Consider the following 15,234-nt stretch of genomic DNA (forward strand, 5'->3'; position numbering starts at 1 on the left):
GGTAATGGTTTATAAAGTTTTCAAGCATGCTTAAAAATTGAAAAGGACATTCCAATATCGGTTGTCCTTTTCTACTTTAACGATATGGGGTTGAATACAATGAATAAAGTTATGTCCAATAAGTGGATCATCGCATTGTACGTTCTTCCTGCCTTACTGTTAATTGCCGTATTAATTTATATACCTTTAGGATTATCAGCCTATTACGGCTTGATGGACTGGGATGGTATAGGTGATATGAAATTTATCGGGATGGAGAACTACATCAATGCAATACAGGATAGTAAATTTTGGAGTAGTGCAGGGCATTCGGTATTATTAGCTATATTTTCAACATTGAGTCTCATCGCTTATTTAGCAATATCAATGGTTCTAGCTTCAAAAATAAAAGGAGCAGATTTATTAAGGAAAATATATTTAGTGCCGATGTTATTATCCTCGGTTGCGATTGCGCAATTGTGGATTAAAGTATTTAATCCATCGAACGGTATGTTGAATTACATTCTAATGAAATTAGGTATGGAAAATCCACCATCTTGGTTGGCGGAACCTTCAATCGTTTTATACGCGATCTTTATTCCAATTTTATGGCAGTATGCGGGTTTTTATATACTCATATATTATGCAGCATTAAAAAACATTCCGGATTCTGTTATTGAGGCTGCAAAAATAGATGGGGCAAATCCAATACAGATTGCGCTTAAAATAAAGCTACCACTTATTATGGGTGTCGTGAAAGTCACGATTGTGTTAGCTATTGTAGGTTCATTAAAATATTTTGATCTTATTTACGTGATGACCGGTGGAGGGCCAAACGGTGCAAGTGAGGTAATGGCATCGTATATGTATAAATTAGCCTTTTCAACGAATAACTTTGGATATGGTAGTGCAATTGGATTCCTCTTATTAGCAATTACGCTCGTAGTTACGATTATTGTACAAAAACTTACAGCGTCGAAAGAAGAGATTCAATATTAGAGGGAGGAGGTTATGAGCATGAAACGATTAGGAAAGGTTTTACTCTATATTTCATTAGGCTTAGTTGCTGTTTTTCAGATTTTTCCTATCATCTGGCTGTTCTTGTTTTCACTCAAAAATAACCAGGAGATATTCTCGGGTTCGCCATTTGCTTTACCTACAGAGTTTAGATGGGAAAATTATTTGAAGGTTTGGGAAGGCGGTATTGGAACCTACTTTTGGAATAGTGTTTGGATTACTGGGCTAGCTATTATATTCACAGTACTTTTTGCAAGTATGGCTACTTTTGCAATAACAAGAATGAAGTGGAAATATAGCGGTTTAGTATTAGGACTTTTTATGGTAGGGTTAATGATTCCTATTCACTCTGCGATCATACCGTTATTCAGTATGTTTCTAAAAGTTAGTCTCATTGATAATCCATGGTCCATTGTGTTGACATATACGGCATACAATTTGCCCATAACCATTATGATATTACTTGGTTTTTATTATACATTACCGCGGGAAATTGAAGAGGCAGCTATTATAGATGGTTGTTCTATCCACCGTATGTTTTTTAGGATTATCTTACCGATGACAGCACCTGTTATGTCAACAACGGTGATTATTAATATGATTTATAACTGGAATGAATTTGTTTTTGTAAATACTTTTATAAGCTCGGATAAATTTAAAACATTGACAGTTGGTATTCAAAACTTTATTGGCCAATATATGACGGATTGGGGAGCAATAGGTGCGACGTTAATTATAAGTGTGTTACCAATTCTAATTGCATTCATTTTCTTCAGCAATAAAGTGGTAGAAGGTATTTCTTCTAGTGCAGTAAAAGGATAAAACTGATAACAATAAAAAGAGGCTCAAGCCCATGAACCCCATCCATGTATTTATGAAGCTTGTTTGTTTTCAATTTTTTCGAAGGCGTGTAAACATAGCCACATCGTAATAAATGCATAGACACTTCCACCAAAAATAAAGGTTAATGCAGGTAGAAGTTTAAAGATAAAATATAATGAAACAAGACTTAATAAAATGAGCAAACTTTGGATTGGACTAACGAGCATAATAAAAAAGGCATTTTTTATGAGCTGCATAGGTTTCATATTATAATGTGCGATCGTTGGAAATAAGTAAATCAAGAATAAAATAAATAAAAATATAAAAGCAAATAAAGGAATATTTATCCAAGTGAAGCGATTGATTGTATTGGAAGTAATAAAATAAAAATCTAATACAATTAATAAAGTGACGGCATATACGAATACACCCAATAAGTTACTTTTCTTAAATTCTTGTTTAAAATAGTTCCAAAATGTTTGGAAGATGGGTATATCTGTTTTCCCACGTAGCCAGTCACGAACAATGGAGAACATGGCAACAGTCGATGGGAAGAAGCCCAATATAACGAACCCGGATAATGTAAAGAGAATCCATAGTAAGTGAATATAGGCAAATCGAGTAATCCATTCCGTGATACGGTATAGTGTGCTGCTAAACATGTTCATGATAAACCCTCCAGAGATATGAGAATATAGTATGGCCGATAGGGAAGAAAAATAATTTTTATATGGGTTTCATCGAAAACAGAAACAATATTTTTTTAGGTAATTGTTAGTTTGTCTATTGAATGAACTAAGTTAATTAATATTTTATTTATTATAACATAATCAACATACACTTTAGGAGGAATTCATTATGGCATATTTCAATGAAATAGGAAAAATCAACTACGAAGGTGCTACTTCTACAAATCCGTATGCATTTAAATTTTATAATCCAGAAGAAATAGTCGGTGGTAAGACGATGGAAGAACAGTTACGTTTTGCTGTTGCTTATTGGCATACATTCACAGCGAATGGAACTGATCCATTTGGTTCCGGCACGATGTTTAGACCTTGGGATAAGTTTACAGGGATGGATTTGGCGAAAGCCCGTGTAGAGGCAGCGTTTGAATTCTTTGAAAAGCTAAATGTACCATACTTCTGTTTCCATGATATTGACATTGCGCCTGAAGGGGACAATTTACAGGAAACATTGCATAACATTGATGTCATTGTTGCAATGATTAAAGATTACATGAAAGATAGTAAGACGAAATTATTATGGAATACTGCAAATATGTTTACACATCCTCGTTTTGTGCACGGTGCAGCAACTTCAAGTAATGCAGATGTATTTGCTTATGCTGCTACGAAGGTTAAAAAAGGCCTAGAAGTCGGAAAGGATCTTGGGGCACAGAACTATGTATTCTGGGGTGGACGTGAAGGATATGAAACATTATTAAATACAGATATGAAACTAGAATTAGATAACTTGGGTCGTTTCCTTCATATGGCTGTAGATTATGCGAAAGAAATTGACTTCGATGCACAGTTTTTAATTGAGCCTAAACCGAAAGAGCCAACGACACATCAATATGATTTTGATGTAGCAACTGGTCATGCTTTCCTACAAAAATACGACTTAGATCAATATTTTAAATTTAATATTGAGGCAAACCACGCAACATTGGCAGGTCATACATTTGAACATGAACTACATTATGCACGAATTAATGGCATGCTAGGATCTGTTGATGCGAACCAAGGTGATCCGTTGTTAGGTTGGGATACGGATGAATTCCCAACAGACTTGTATGCTACAACACTTGCTATGTATGAAATTTTGAAAAATGGTGGATTAGGCCGTGGTGGTTTGAACTTTGATGCGAAAGTTCGCCGTGGTTCATTTGAAAAAGAAGATTTATTCCACGCTCATATTGCTGGGATGGACAGTTTTGCCGTAGGATTGAAAGTTGCACAAAGATTAATAGAGGATCGTGTCCTTGAAGGGATTGTATCAGAACGTTATCGCAGTTTCCAAGATGGTATTGGTAAAGATATTGTGGAAGGTAAGGCAAACTTCAAAACATTGGAAGCACATGCACGAAGTATGGGTGAAATCACTAATAAATCAGGACAAATGGAGAAAATAAAAGCTACCATTAATCAATATTTACTTACAACCTTTGCTTAAAAATAATGAAAAGATAATGTAGATTTCTTAAATTATGTACAGCCAGATGGTAGTTTCTTCATCTGGCTATACATGTATAAACATCGAAAAGAGGTATGTATCCTATGAAATATGTAATTGGAATCGACTTGGGTACAAGTGCAGTAAAAGTTTTACTCGTTAATCAGCTAGGTGTGGTAGTACAAGAGATTTCTAATTCTTATCCTATCATACAGCGAAGACCGGGCTATAGCGAACAGGATCCAGAAGTATGGGTGGAACAAACTATTCATGCTTTAAAAGAGTTACATCAAAACTTTACCGAAGATACAGCGAATATAGAAGGAATTAGCTTTTCCGGTCAAATGCACGGACTTGTTCTTTTGGATGAAAATAATGAAGTATTACGCCCGGCGATTCTGTGGAACGATACAAGAACAACCGAACAATGTAAAGAAATATATGATGTGATTGGCAAAGAGCGGTTACTTGAAATTACAAAAAATCCAGCATTAGAAGGTTTTACGTTGCCTAAGTTATTATGGGTAAAAAAATATGAACCGGCATTATTTGCACGAATTAAAACATTTGTATTGCCCAAAGACTATTTACGCTTTCGTCTAACGAATAAACTACAAATGGAATATTCAGATGCCGCTGGAACATTATTACTAGATATTGCGAAAAAGGAATGGAGTACAGAGATTTGTGAACGATTAGATATAAACCTAACAATATGTCCACCCCTTGTAACATCCGATGAAATGGTTGGGGAATTATCCGCAGAAATCGCAAAAGAGACAGGACTGCAAACAATAACAAAAGTATTTGCAGGAGGAGCAGATAATGCATGCGGTGCCATCGGAGCAGGTATTTTACAAGAAGGAAAAACACTTTGTAGCATCGGGACATCAGGTGTTGTTTTATCCTATGAATCCAGTAGCAACAAGGATTTTAACGGAAAAGTGCACTATTTTAATCATAGTGCGCCAAATACCTACTATACAATGGGGGTTACACTATCAGCTGGACATAGCTTAAGTTGGTTTAAAAATGTATTTGCAAAAGAAGTATCATTTGATGAATTACTTGCGAATGTGGAAGACGTCCCAGTTGGAGCAAATGGTTTACTTTTCTCCCCGTATCTTGTTGGCGAACGCACGCCACATGCTGACTCAACGATACGCGGCAGTTTTATTGGAATAGATGCATCACATAAAATAGCGGACTTTACCCGTGCTGTTCTAGAAGGCATCACATTCTCACTCAATGAATCAATCCATATATTTCGTGAAGAGGGAAAAATCATTGACACCATTGTCTCTATAGGTGGTGGTGCCAAAAGCGATACTTGGCTTCAAATGCAAGCAGATGTATTTGATGCGAAAATAATAAAATTAACAAGTGAACAAGGGCCAGGCATGGGAGCAGCAATGATCGCAGCATACGGGTGTAACTGGTTCGAAACCCTTCAAGCATGTGCAGACGTATTTCTAAAAGTGGAGAAGGAATTTATTCCAAATGAAGAAAATATACGGAAATATAAAGAACTGTTTGGCGTATATCGAGAAATTTATAGTACAACAAAAGTACTGAATGAAAAACTATTAAGTTATAGAAGTTGATGATTTATTTCGGTGTAATGGGCGATGATGGAAAAGTAAAAGTAAAAGAGTCTATATAAGGTATTGTTTTATGTGGTTTATTATGAGAACACATTTACAGAAGGAGTGGTCTTTTTGAAATATAACCAATTAGGAAATACTGATTTAAAAATTAGTGAGTTAAGTTTTGGTACATGGGCGATAGGTGGTGCATGGGGAAAAACAAACGATCAAGAGGCGTTAAGGGGATTAGAGCGCGCAATAGAATTAGGAGTAAACTTTTTTGATACAGCAGATGTATATGGCGATGGTCATAGTGAACAGTTGTTAGCAAAAGTAACAAGTAGAATGAAACAGGATATTTATATCGCAACAAAATTTGGCCGAGCAGGTGACATTTATGATTCAGATAATTATTCTGAAGAAACTGTCACCAAATATTGTGAAGATAGCCTGCGTCGTTTGAATCGGGATTATATCGACCTATATCAAATACATTGTCCCCCAATGGAGATTTTACAAGCCGGTAATGTTTTTGAAGTTTTAGACAAGTTAAAGGAAAAAGGGAAAATTCGTTATTATGGCGTAAGTGTAGAAACAATCGAAGAAGGATTATTTGTAATCGACAATACAAAAGCAAGTGCCTTACAAGTAATTTTTAATATTTTCCGCCAAAAGCCACTCAATACATTATTTCCACGAGCACAAGAAAAAAATATTGGGATTTTATCACGTCTACCGTTAGCAAGTGGACTATTAACAGGAAAATTCACAACTGACTCCACATTCGAAGAGGATGACCATCGCCATTTCAATATTAACGGCGATGCATTTAATGTAGGCGAAACATTTGCAGGACTGGACTTTGCGAAAGGTATAGAACTTAGTAATAAACTAAGCAGGATAGCGGAAGGCCGTGGAAATATGACACGTGCATCCCTAAAATGGATACTAGAACATGAAGCTGTAACAAGCGTCATACCAGGATTCCGTAACGTAAAACAAGTAGAAGATAATATATCCGCTATAAACTCCCCAGGCTTCTCCAGTATAGAAAGGGAAAAGCTTGAAGACTTTTACTGGAAAGAAGTACATCCGTTTATTCGCGGCGCATACTAGGAGATGTGCGTGGTGGAAGATTCCCCTTTAGTGGTAGAAGTTGGAATGTCAATACTAAACTGTATAACTTTTTAAAAGTGCATTGTATTCTACTGGTGTTAAATAATCGAGTGATTCATAAAATCGAATGTTATTGAACCAATGAACATAATTAAAAAATTCAAGGTCAAGTGCCCTTTGGCAAGAAAAATTGATGCCATTAATAAATTTTGTATTGATGGTCTTAAACATCGCTTGCTGAACTAGTGGTACGGTCTTATTCGGTCCAGCACTGCAGCCAATGATTTAACGATTAAATAAATCTACTAAAATACAGATGTAATACCATTTACTATCAACCCAAACTCTATGAACATTTGGTAGCGTCAAAAATATCCTTGTATGATACAGAAATCTTTGTAAAGTGCATCTTATTCTTTATTGGCTTTATGCTTAGTCTAATTTTCTTGAGTGCCGCAATGAGTATTCTTTACTTTTATTTGTAAACCTCTTTAGCTGGGGAAAAGGAAAAATATGCAGGGATTCGTAAAATTGGTCTGTCTATCAAAGAGGTGCGTTCAGTTGTCACAAGAGAGTTAGCGATCCTTATTTTTGTGCCATTCATCTTTGCAACCGTGTTATTGTTTATTGTGTTGTTTGGCATGCGGCATGCCATATCACTGGCCTTCATGCAGATGACCTTCATAGGCGTGGGAATCTTTTTACTCTTGTTCCTGGCAAGCTTTATAATCATTCGCAAAACCTACCTAAACAAATTAGTTAAATAAGATAATATGCTTATAACGTCCAGCTGTTTCATGCAGCTGGATTTCATTTATCACGGATTAACTGGCTGTAAGCCCCCACATCAAGAATTCTTGTTAACAAGAAGTGTAAGTGTGGGTTCAACAGCCAGTAAAGGCCTGATTGGTTCAACTAACAATCAGTGGGGGGGAGTACGAAAACCCCCACTGATTGAAGTTTCACTTTATTCCATCTTAGTGCTGGAATGGCTTTTGATGGGACAAAAAGGTAAGATGGTAGAAAATAGTATGAAAGAAAATGATTAAACGATCTAGCGTATGATTGCTGTCAATCAGGTCTTCCTTTTGAAATGGTGGGATATATGTGATGAATTGGACGAAAGAACTAATTACAGAGGAACTAAGAAAACAAATTAAAATAAATCGTCATATGATTGGTGTTGCTGCTGGTTCTGGTTTGACTGCAAAATATGCGGAGGAAGGCGGAGCGGATTTCATCTTGGCGCTTAGCTCAGGCTTTTATCGTCAAAAAGGATTGAGCTCACTCGCGGCATATTTACCTTCATCAAATAGTAACGAGGCAGTGATGGATTTTGGATTAAAAGAACTAATTCCACGGACGACCATCCCGGTTATCTTTGGTCTCATGGCGACAGACCCTACAAAGCATATAGAAGCGTTTATTCGGCTTATTAAGGAACGAGGCTTTGCAGGTATCAATAACTATCCGACAGTTGGATTGATTGATGGGATATACCGGGAAGCTTTGGAGGAGCAAGGGATCACTTATGAGCAAGAGGTGAACAGTATTTCTCTTGCCAATCGGCTGGGACTATTTACGGTTGCTTTTGTTTTTGATAAAGACCAGGCTAGTCAGATGGTTGACGCTGGTGCAGATGTGATTTGTTTGCATTTTGGTTTAACGAGCGGGGGAAAACTGGGTGCAAAACAAATTCAATCCCTACAGGCGGCGAGAAACTTGGCCAAGGAAGTATTTGATGTCGTGAAGCGAAAGAATCCTCATGCCATAAAAATGATTTATGGCGGACCCGTAAATAAACCAGTTGATGTGCAATTTATTTATGATGGTGCGGATATAGATGGCTATATTGGCGGGTCCGTTTTCGAAAGAATCCCCGCTGAACAAGTCGTTTTACAGGTTACAGAATCCTTCAAAAAAACGAATGATGTGAAGTACGAGGAATTGATTGAAAAAATCATTGGCGGCTTTCACACGTCAGATGACTACATTGACTTTATCAAACGGTATGTTAGTCTGCATTACGATGAAGATATATCCTTAAATGAATTATCTGCAATTCTTCACATTTCCAGGCCTTATTTAAGTACGCTGTTTAAAAAATATGTTGGTGTGTCCTTTACGGATTATATCATTGATTTCAGGTTAAATCGTGCGTTGGAAATTTATCAGGAAAAGAAGCTTCCTCTGACAACCATTGCGGAGCTCGTCGGCTACCCAAACTATACACAATTCAGTAAAATTTTTAAGAAGCGAAAAGGGATGTCGCCGAGAGCATATATAAGTGCAAACATAACGACAAGTTAAACATACGAAAGAGCATGTATTTTTTATTCTGGAAGCGTTAACATAGTACTTGTAAGGGTTATTACCTATCAATGACAAGGGAGTGATATGTTTGACTAAGAAGACAATAGCATTAATAGGAACATTTGACTCAAAGGGAAAAGAATTTCTATTTGTGAAGGAGTTAATCGAATCCTTAGGCTTTAACACATTCACTATCCATTCAGGTGTTTTTGAACCGCAATTCGTTCCGGATGTATCCAATGCGGAAATTGCCTTAGCTGCTGGAGAAGACATCAAACAAATCGTGGAACAAAAGGACCGTGCACATGCAACAGAAGTATTGGCAAAGGGGATGGAAATATTGCTTCCCCAATTATATAAAAAGGATCTATTTCACGGAGTTTTATCGTTTGGTGGGACAGGCGGTACATCCATCGCTACACCGGGGATGCGGGCATTACCAATTGGCGTTCCGAAAGTAATGGTTTCCACCGTAGCATCCGGGAATACGCAGCCTTATGTTGGAACGAGCGATATTGTGATGATTCCATCCATTGTGGATGTTGCTGGTTTAAATACCATTTCCACCAAGATATTTACCAATGCCGTATTTGCAATATGTGGGATGCTGCAATTTGAACAACCAAAGCATGTGGAGCATAAACCATTAATCGCAGCAACGATGTTTGGACTTACAACTCCTTGTATAAACGATGCGAAAGATTATTTGGAAGCAAAGGGTTATGAAGTGTTGATTTTTCATGCTACTGGTATTGGTGGACAAACCATGGAACATCTTATTGAGAATGACTTCTTTGAAGGTGTCCTGGATATTACGACAACGGAATGGGCGGATGAAACGGTTGGCGGAATATTAGCAGCAGGTCCTCATCGTTTAGAGGCTGCGGGTAAGTATGGGGTACCACAAGTTGTTTCTGTAGGCGCGATGGACATGGTGAATTTTGGCCCAAGAAATACCGTGCCGAAACAGTTTGATGGACGGAACTTTTATCAGCATAACCCAACCGTAACATTGATGAGAACAACGGTGGAAGAAAATCAAACCATTGGTAACAATATGGCTGAACGGTTGAACCAGTCTAAAGGATACACGGCATTAATGTTTCCGTTGAAAGGTTTTTCTGGATTGGATATGGAAGGACAACAATTTTATGGTCCGGAAGAAGACGAGGCATTAATTCGAACACTGAAAGACAAGGTTGACGAAAATAAAATAGAAATAGCAGAAGCGGATCTGCATGTAAATGATAAAGAGTTTGCGGAATTAGCAGCCGAAAAATTATTACAACTAATCGCAAAAAAGAAAGGAGATCTTTCAAAATGACATTAACTCGTGAGGAAATTTTAGCAGGCTTTAGAGAGAAGTTTGATAAAGGTGAGGTTTTGCTTGGGGTCGGTGCTGGAACTGGTATCACTGCAAAAAGTAGTGAAGCAGGTGGCGCTGACATGCTCATTATTTATAATTCTGGCCGATACAGAATGGCTGGACGCGGTTCTTTAGCAGGGCTACTGGCATATGGAGATGCCAATCAGATTGTTCAAGATATGGGAAATGAAGTATTGCCAGTCGTTAATCATACACCTGTCCTAGCCGGTGTCAATGGTACAGATCCATTTCGTGTGATGGATGTATTTTTACAGCAATTAAAGGATCAAGGTTTTAGTGGTGTGCAAAACTTTCCAACTGTTGGTCTAATTGATGGGGTATTTCGACAAAATCTGGAAGAAACAGGTATGGGATATGATTTAGAAGTGGACATGATTCGGAAGGCACATGAACTGGATTTACTTACCACTCCATATGTGTTTGATGAAGAACAAGCTACGAAAATGGCTAAAGCTGGAGCAGATGTCCTCGTTGCCCATATGGGGCTCACAACAAAAGGTACCATTGGTGCGAAAACTGCTTTAACCTTAGATGATTGTGTGGAACGTATTCAAGGGATTGTAGATGCAGGTCGTGCAGTTAATCCGGATATATTGGTCATTTGTCATGGAGGTCCAATAGCTGAACCGGAAGATGCTGCATATGTGATTCAAAAAGTGGATGGAATTGTCGGTTTCTTTGGTGCATCAAGTATTGAAAGATTTGCAGCAGAGAAAGGGATCAAAGAGCAAACCGAAGCATTTAAAAAAATATCCAAATAATAATTGATATACAAAATCAGGCTGAATCACGATTTGATTCAGCCGTTTCTTTATTTAATTTTGCTTTACAATTATGCTGTCTATAACAGAATTGTCATACATATAAGTGATCTATATATAGTCGCCTTATGGAGAAAAGTGGGCTACACTTTAGTTAATCATAAATCGTAAGCTAATAAAGTTTTTGAATCGAAGGAGTGTCATATATGTCAGGTGATTTAGGGCAAATTATCATTTTGAATGGTGCACCACGATCGGGAAAATCAAGCATTGCCAAAGTTATTCAGGAAACCTTTGAAGGCGTTTGGATAAACATGGGGGTGGATTCGTATATGAGTATGACCCCTGACCGTTATCAGCCGGGAATTGGGCTTCGACCGGGTGGGGAGCGGCCAGATCTGGAGCCAATGATTGTTAATATGTATCAAGCCCTTTATGAAGCGATTGCTGCACATAGTCGATTACATATTCATGTTGTAGTCGATGTTGGGCATCATGACAACTATTCGGTTCCACGAGACATTTTAGCTAAGTGTGCCAGAATTTTGCGGGGGCTTCCGGTTTTATTTGTAGGGGTACGCTGTCCAATCGATACCATTATGTCTCGTCGCATGAAAACATGGCAAACGGGATATACCGAAAGTGGGGCTATCCCCATGCCAGTTAAAAGATGGCAGGATGAAGTTCATCAGCCGGGAATCTATGATATGGAGATCGATACCTCTAAAAACACACCAGAGGAATGTGCTGCATTCATTCATAACTATCTAACAAACGACTCCCGGATGTCGGCTATGAAGGTGATTGGGGAAGAAACAGAATCATAACAATAGGATAAACTACATTAGAGAGGTTGTTCAAAAAGTCCGATAAAAATGACATATTGAATTTCTTCGTTAGCTTGCTTTTCCGTTCCTCACGTATGAAATGCATACGTTCCGGTACCCATAGCTACGCTGCCTCGAACTTCTTGGTCTTTTTTATCCTCCTTTTGAACACGCACTTAAAGCATCTATTTTGTCAATGACAAGGTAGATGTTTTTTTACAATATATATTCCACTTGCATGTGACGTAACGTTATATGTTTTAATCAGTTTAGAAGGCGGTGAACGGGATGAATAAAGAAAAACTATATTCGATTGGCGAACTTGCTAAACTTTCTGGAACGACAATCCGCACGATTCAGTATTACGATAAAATACATTTACTTGTTGCAAAGCGAGATAAAAATAGTAAATTAAGGTACTATACTCAATCGGATTTATTAACATTGCAACAAATATTATTTTATAAAAAAATAGGCTTTACCCTAAAGGATATTAAACGTCATTTGGTTAACGTGAATCATGTGGATGAAATGAAGCATTTGTTAAAGCAACAATCGGATATATTGTTTCAAAAGGAGATGGAAATAAAAACGAATATTGCAATTATCGAAGCAATGATTTCGACCATTGAAACGAGCTCAAATATTGATTTAGAGCCAATGATTGAAATGGCACTTGGTATCAATAAGCAGACCATACTAGACTACACCACAATCGATTTTAACTTTGATCAAAAGCAGATGGCTCGGTTTGAGGAAAAATTCACAGACTTCAATGAGGTGGTTGATTTTTATTGGCAATGGAAAAAACTAACCTTGGAAGCTGTCTTTCATAAAGTTAATCATACGGCAGCCAAAAGTGAACGAGGCTATCAGTTTGGCAAGAAGTGGGAGCTGTTCGTCAATTACGCAACGGATCATGATCCTGAATTGATGGCTGTATATGAAAAAGGACTGGAACATAGTGGAGAGTGGCCAGAGGAAGATCTATTTTTACATCAATTTTGTGATGATTTTATTCAAGAGGCGCATCGCTATTACATGGAGAATCGAGGTGAAACACGGTGTTGAAATTAGTGAATTTAACCAAACAATACGGAGATAAAATTGCTGTTAATCGATTGAGTTTAACGCTTCAACCTGGTGTGGTAACGGGGTTTCTTGGTCCCAATGGCTCTGGGAAGTCTACAACAATGAAAATGATTATATCCCTTGTCCATCCGACCGCGGGGGAAGTGATAATAGATGGAAAAAGGTATCACGAATTAACAGAACCAACAAAGAATATTGGTACTTTAATTGATCCTTCTGCAATAAATCATAATTTGACTGCCCGACAGCATTTGGCACTTATCTCTACTGCAGCCAATATGGATACAAGCAGAATCAATCAAATGTTAGACATGACAGGATTAAAAATGGTTGAGAATAAAAAGGTGAAATCATACTCTCTTGGTATGAAGCAAAGGCTAGGTGTGGCGACGGCATTAATGAGTGACCCGGATGTCGTTATTTTAGATGAGCCATTTAATGGTTTGGATGTTGATGGTATCAAGTGGCTTAGGGGATTATTTAAGCAACTCGCAAATTCGGGAAAGACGGTAATAGTATCCAGTCACTTAATGGGAGAGATTCAAGCTGTAGCGGATCGTGTTGTTATCATTGGGCAGGGGAAATTACTTGCAGATATGACGATGAAAGAGATGAATCAAAAGAGTTTGAGTACCTATGTGTATGTAGAGACGAACCATCTGAAAAAAATGAAAAAATTGCTGCAGGACAATCTCGCCAATGTTCAAGAACTGGAAAAGGGGTTGGAAGTTCGAAATCTGACGGCAAAAGAAGTTGGCATACTAGCGTATAAACATCAACTTACACTTTTTGAATTAAAAACAGTACAACCAACACTGGAAGAATTATTCACAGAAATCACGGCTGGAAAAGTAGATTATGTTTCACGGGGAGATGAAATAACATGATGCATATCATCAAAGCGGATTTTAAAAAGATTTCCTATTTGCAAGGTTATCGAAATGTTTTATTAGCTACTGCTGTATTAAGTATTCTATTTGGTATGACATTCTTATTTACGACTAACGTAACTACTGGAAAAAGCTTATCAGACTTATCCTGGATTGAAATAATGGATATTACATTATTAGGAATAGATGTAACAACCATTATGTTCATTATTTTTACGGCGTATTTTATTGCCAATGAATTTGCATCAGGTACAATATACACTTCTTTAGCGATTACTCCTTTACGGCAAAAGTATTTCCTTTGCAAACTATTATTTATAGCTAAGATATCTATTTTATCCAGCATTATTTTAACATGCGCGCTGATATTTATTGCTTACGTTATGATTACGATGAATAATATAGATGGAATGATTTGGAACAGCGCACTCATGATCAAACTCTTCGGTGTGATAATCATGCCGATGTTCTATAGCTTATTAAGTTTGGCAGGTACTTTTTATACACAAACTGCTTCAGGAGGAATTGCCTTTGCATTAGCAGTTATGTTTACACCTGCACTGATTAAGATGTTTCCGGCAAATGTTTCGGATGTCATTTTACCAATATTTCCTGAACATGCATTACATGTATTTACGGAAATACATTCAAGTGTGGACACCGGGTTATGGTTGAATGCAAGTGTGATTCTTTTGTTATGGATTGCCATTACTAGTATATTAAGTTATTGGAGGTTTAATAAGTCTGATTTCTAATCGAATCTATTAAAAAGAGGATGAGGTATATGGAAGTTTGGGATGCCTATGACAAGGATGGCAGCCTGGCAGGGAGTGATTTGGTACGTGGAGAGCCAATACCGGAAGGGTTGTATCATATCGTTTCGGAAATTCTAGTTCAACATGTTTCCGGAGCGTTTTTGTTAATGCAACGTGATTGGAATAAGAAAGGTTATCCTGGTATGTATGAAGCAACAGCAGGCGGGAGTGCTTTAAAAGGGGAGACCCCTTTCATGGCTGCGCTTCGGGAGCTAAAGGAAGAAACGGGGATTATTTCTACTGACTTAATGGAGATTAATAGGACCCAGCGTAAACCCACAATCTATTATTCATATCTTTGTATAACAAATTGCAACAAGACAATGGAATGTCAACACTAAACTGAACAAATTTTCTAAGGTAGGGTAACTTGTTTATGATTAAATTTTGCTCAATTCTGTCTGATGTTTGTGTTTATATTCCATCGGCGTTAAATAATCCAACGATCCAT

At 37.4% G+C, this 15,234-nt stretch carries 14 protein-coding genes and 1 pseudogene; 13 read left to right on the top strand and 2 right to left on the bottom strand.

What is annotated here, in order from left to right:
* Positions 1 to 99: 99 nt before the first annotated feature.
* On the top strand, positions 100 to 978 hold the full coding sequence (locus DX933_RS08055) for a carbohydrate ABC transporter permease (RefSeq protein ID WP_123315937.1): 879 nt from the start codon (positions 100 to 102) through the stop codon (positions 976 to 978).
* A gap of 18 nt (positions 979 to 996) precedes the next feature.
* Complete coding sequence (locus DX933_RS08060; protein ID WP_123315938.1) at positions 997 to 1,818, top strand: carbohydrate ABC transporter permease; 822 nt, start codon at positions 997 to 999, stop codon at positions 1,816 to 1,818.
* 50 nt (positions 1,819 to 1,868) lie between these two features.
* Here DX933_RS08060 and DX933_RS08065 read toward each other — a convergent pair whose 3' ends face one another.
* Positions 1,869 to 2,486 (bottom strand): YesL family protein, encoded by a 618-nt coding sequence (locus DX933_RS08065; RefSeq protein WP_123315939.1) that lies wholly within the window; start codon positions 2,484 to 2,486, stop codon positions 1,869 to 1,871.
* A gap of 190 nt (positions 2,487 to 2,676) precedes the next feature.
* Here DX933_RS08065 and xylA point away from each other — a divergent pair, with 190 nt between their 5' ends.
* From xylA to DX933_RS08080, 3 genes are all read left to right on the top strand, one after another.
* Positions 2,677 to 3,996, top strand: a complete 1,320-nt coding sequence (gene xylA / locus DX933_RS08070) for a xylose isomerase (protein ID WP_123315940.1) — start codon at positions 2,677 to 2,679, stop codon at positions 3,994 to 3,996.
* A gap of 104 nt (positions 3,997 to 4,100) precedes the next feature.
* Positions 4,101 to 5,600: a xylulokinase gene (xylB, locus tag DX933_RS08075; protein ID WP_123315941.1), complete on the top strand. Its 1,500-nt coding sequence runs from the start codon at positions 4,101 to 4,103 to the stop codon at positions 5,598 to 5,600.
* Between the two features lie 114 nt (positions 5,601 to 5,714).
* Entirely contained in the window at positions 5,715 to 6,698 is a 984-nt protein-coding gene (locus tag DX933_RS08080) for an aldo/keto reductase (RefSeq protein WP_123315942.1), read from the top strand.
* A 54-nt stretch (positions 6,699 to 6,752) separates the two neighbouring features.
* On the opposite strand, the pseudogene DX933_RS18930 reads toward DX933_RS08080, so the two are convergent.
* Positions 6,753 to 7,025: pseudogene (locus DX933_RS18930) on the bottom strand (IS3 family transposase); the annotation flags it as partial.
* A gap of 783 nt (positions 7,026 to 7,808) precedes the next feature.
* Here DX933_RS18930 and DX933_RS08100 point away from each other — a divergent pair.
* The 8 genes from DX933_RS08100 (at position 7,809) to DX933_RS08135 (ending at position 15,124) form a co-directional block, all read left to right on the top strand.
* The gene (locus tag DX933_RS08100) at positions 7,809 to 9,008 is read left to right on the top strand and encodes a phosphoenolpyruvate hydrolase family protein (RefSeq protein WP_123315953.1); all 1,200 of its coding nucleotides are present in this window, start codon (positions 7,809 to 7,811) and stop codon (positions 9,006 to 9,008) included.
* A gap of 91 nt (positions 9,009 to 9,099) precedes the next feature.
* Positions 9,100 to 10,335 carry a Tm-1-like ATP-binding domain-containing protein gene (locus DX933_RS08105; RefSeq protein ID WP_123315945.1) on the top strand — a complete coding sequence of 412 codons (1,236 nt, stop codon included), beginning with the start codon at positions 9,100 to 9,102 and terminating at the stop codon, positions 10,333 to 10,335.
* Positions 10,332 to 11,159, top strand: coding sequence for a phosphoenolpyruvate hydrolase family protein (locus DX933_RS08110; protein WP_123315946.1), 828 nt, complete (start codon positions 10,332 to 10,334; stop codon positions 11,157 to 11,159). The genes DX933_RS08105 and DX933_RS08110 overlap by 4 nt, the downstream gene beginning before the upstream one ends.
* A 206-nt stretch (positions 11,160 to 11,365) precedes the next feature.
* Complete coding sequence (locus tag DX933_RS08115) at positions 11,366 to 11,986, top strand: chloramphenicol phosphotransferase CPT family protein (RefSeq protein ID WP_123315947.1); 621 nt, start codon at positions 11,366 to 11,368, stop codon at positions 11,984 to 11,986.
* A gap of 288 nt (positions 11,987 to 12,274) precedes the next feature.
* Positions 12,275 to 13,057, top strand: coding sequence for a MerR family transcriptional regulator (locus DX933_RS08120; RefSeq protein ID WP_123315948.1), 783 nt, complete (start codon positions 12,275 to 12,277; stop codon positions 13,055 to 13,057).
* On the top strand, positions 13,051 to 13,965 hold the full coding sequence (locus DX933_RS08125) for an ABC transporter ATP-binding protein (protein ID WP_123315949.1): 915 nt from the start codon (positions 13,051 to 13,053) through the stop codon (positions 13,963 to 13,965). Before DX933_RS08120 ends, DX933_RS08125 begins: the two co-directional genes overlap by 7 nt.
* A complete protein-coding gene (locus DX933_RS08130; RefSeq protein WP_123315950.1) occupies positions 13,962 to 14,723 on the top strand; it encodes a hypothetical protein in 762 nt (253 codons plus the stop codon). Before DX933_RS08125 ends, DX933_RS08130 begins: the two co-directional genes overlap by 4 nt.
* A gap of 29 nt (positions 14,724 to 14,752) precedes the next feature.
* Positions 14,753 to 15,124, top strand: coding sequence for an NUDIX hydrolase (locus DX933_RS08135; protein ID WP_123315951.1), 372 nt, complete (start codon positions 14,753 to 14,755; stop codon positions 15,122 to 15,124).
* Positions 15,125 to 15,234 lie beyond the last annotated feature (110 nt).

This window comes from Ornithinibacillus gellani (assembly GCF_003730295.1).
Lineage (GTDB): Bacteria > Bacillota > Bacilli > Bacillales > Amphibacillaceae > Ornithinibacillus_A > Ornithinibacillus_A gellani.

Coding starts and splice junctions, on each gene's coding strand:
- DX933_RS08065 (WP_123315939.1), bottom strand. CDS start 2,486: ATGAACATGTTTAGCAGCACACTATACCGTATCACGGAATGGATTACT.
- DX933_RS08060 (WP_123315938.1), top strand. CDS start 997: ATGAAACGATTAGGAAAGGTTTTACTCTATATTTCATTAGGCTTAGTT.
- DX933_RS08115 (WP_123315947.1), top strand. CDS start 11,366: ATGTCAGGTGATTTAGGGCAAATTATCATTTTGAATGGTGCACCACGA.
- DX933_RS08130 (WP_123315950.1), top strand. CDS start 13,962: ATGATGCATATCATCAAAGCGGATTTTAAAAAGATTTCCTATTTGCAA.
- DX933_RS08135 (WP_123315951.1), top strand. CDS start 14,753: ATGGAAGTTTGGGATGCCTATGACAAGGATGGCAGCCTGGCAGGGAGT.
- DX933_RS08110 (WP_123315946.1), top strand. CDS start 10,332: ATGACATTAACTCGTGAGGAAATTTTAGCAGGCTTTAGAGAGAAGTTT.
- xylA (WP_123315940.1), top strand. CDS start 2,677: ATGGCATATTTCAATGAAATAGGAAAAATCAACTACGAAGGTGCTACT.
- DX933_RS08100 (WP_123315953.1), top strand. CDS start 7,809: ATGAATTGGACGAAAGAACTAATTACAGAGGAACTAAGAAAACAAATT.
- xylB (WP_123315941.1), top strand. CDS start 4,101: ATGAAATATGTAATTGGAATCGACTTGGGTACAAGTGCAGTAAAAGTT.
- DX933_RS08120 (WP_123315948.1), top strand. CDS start 12,275: ATGAATAAAGAAAAACTATATTCGATTGGCGAACTTGCTAAACTTTCT.
- DX933_RS08055 (WP_123315937.1), top strand. CDS start 100: ATGAATAAAGTTATGTCCAATAAGTGGATCATCGCATTGTACGTTCTT.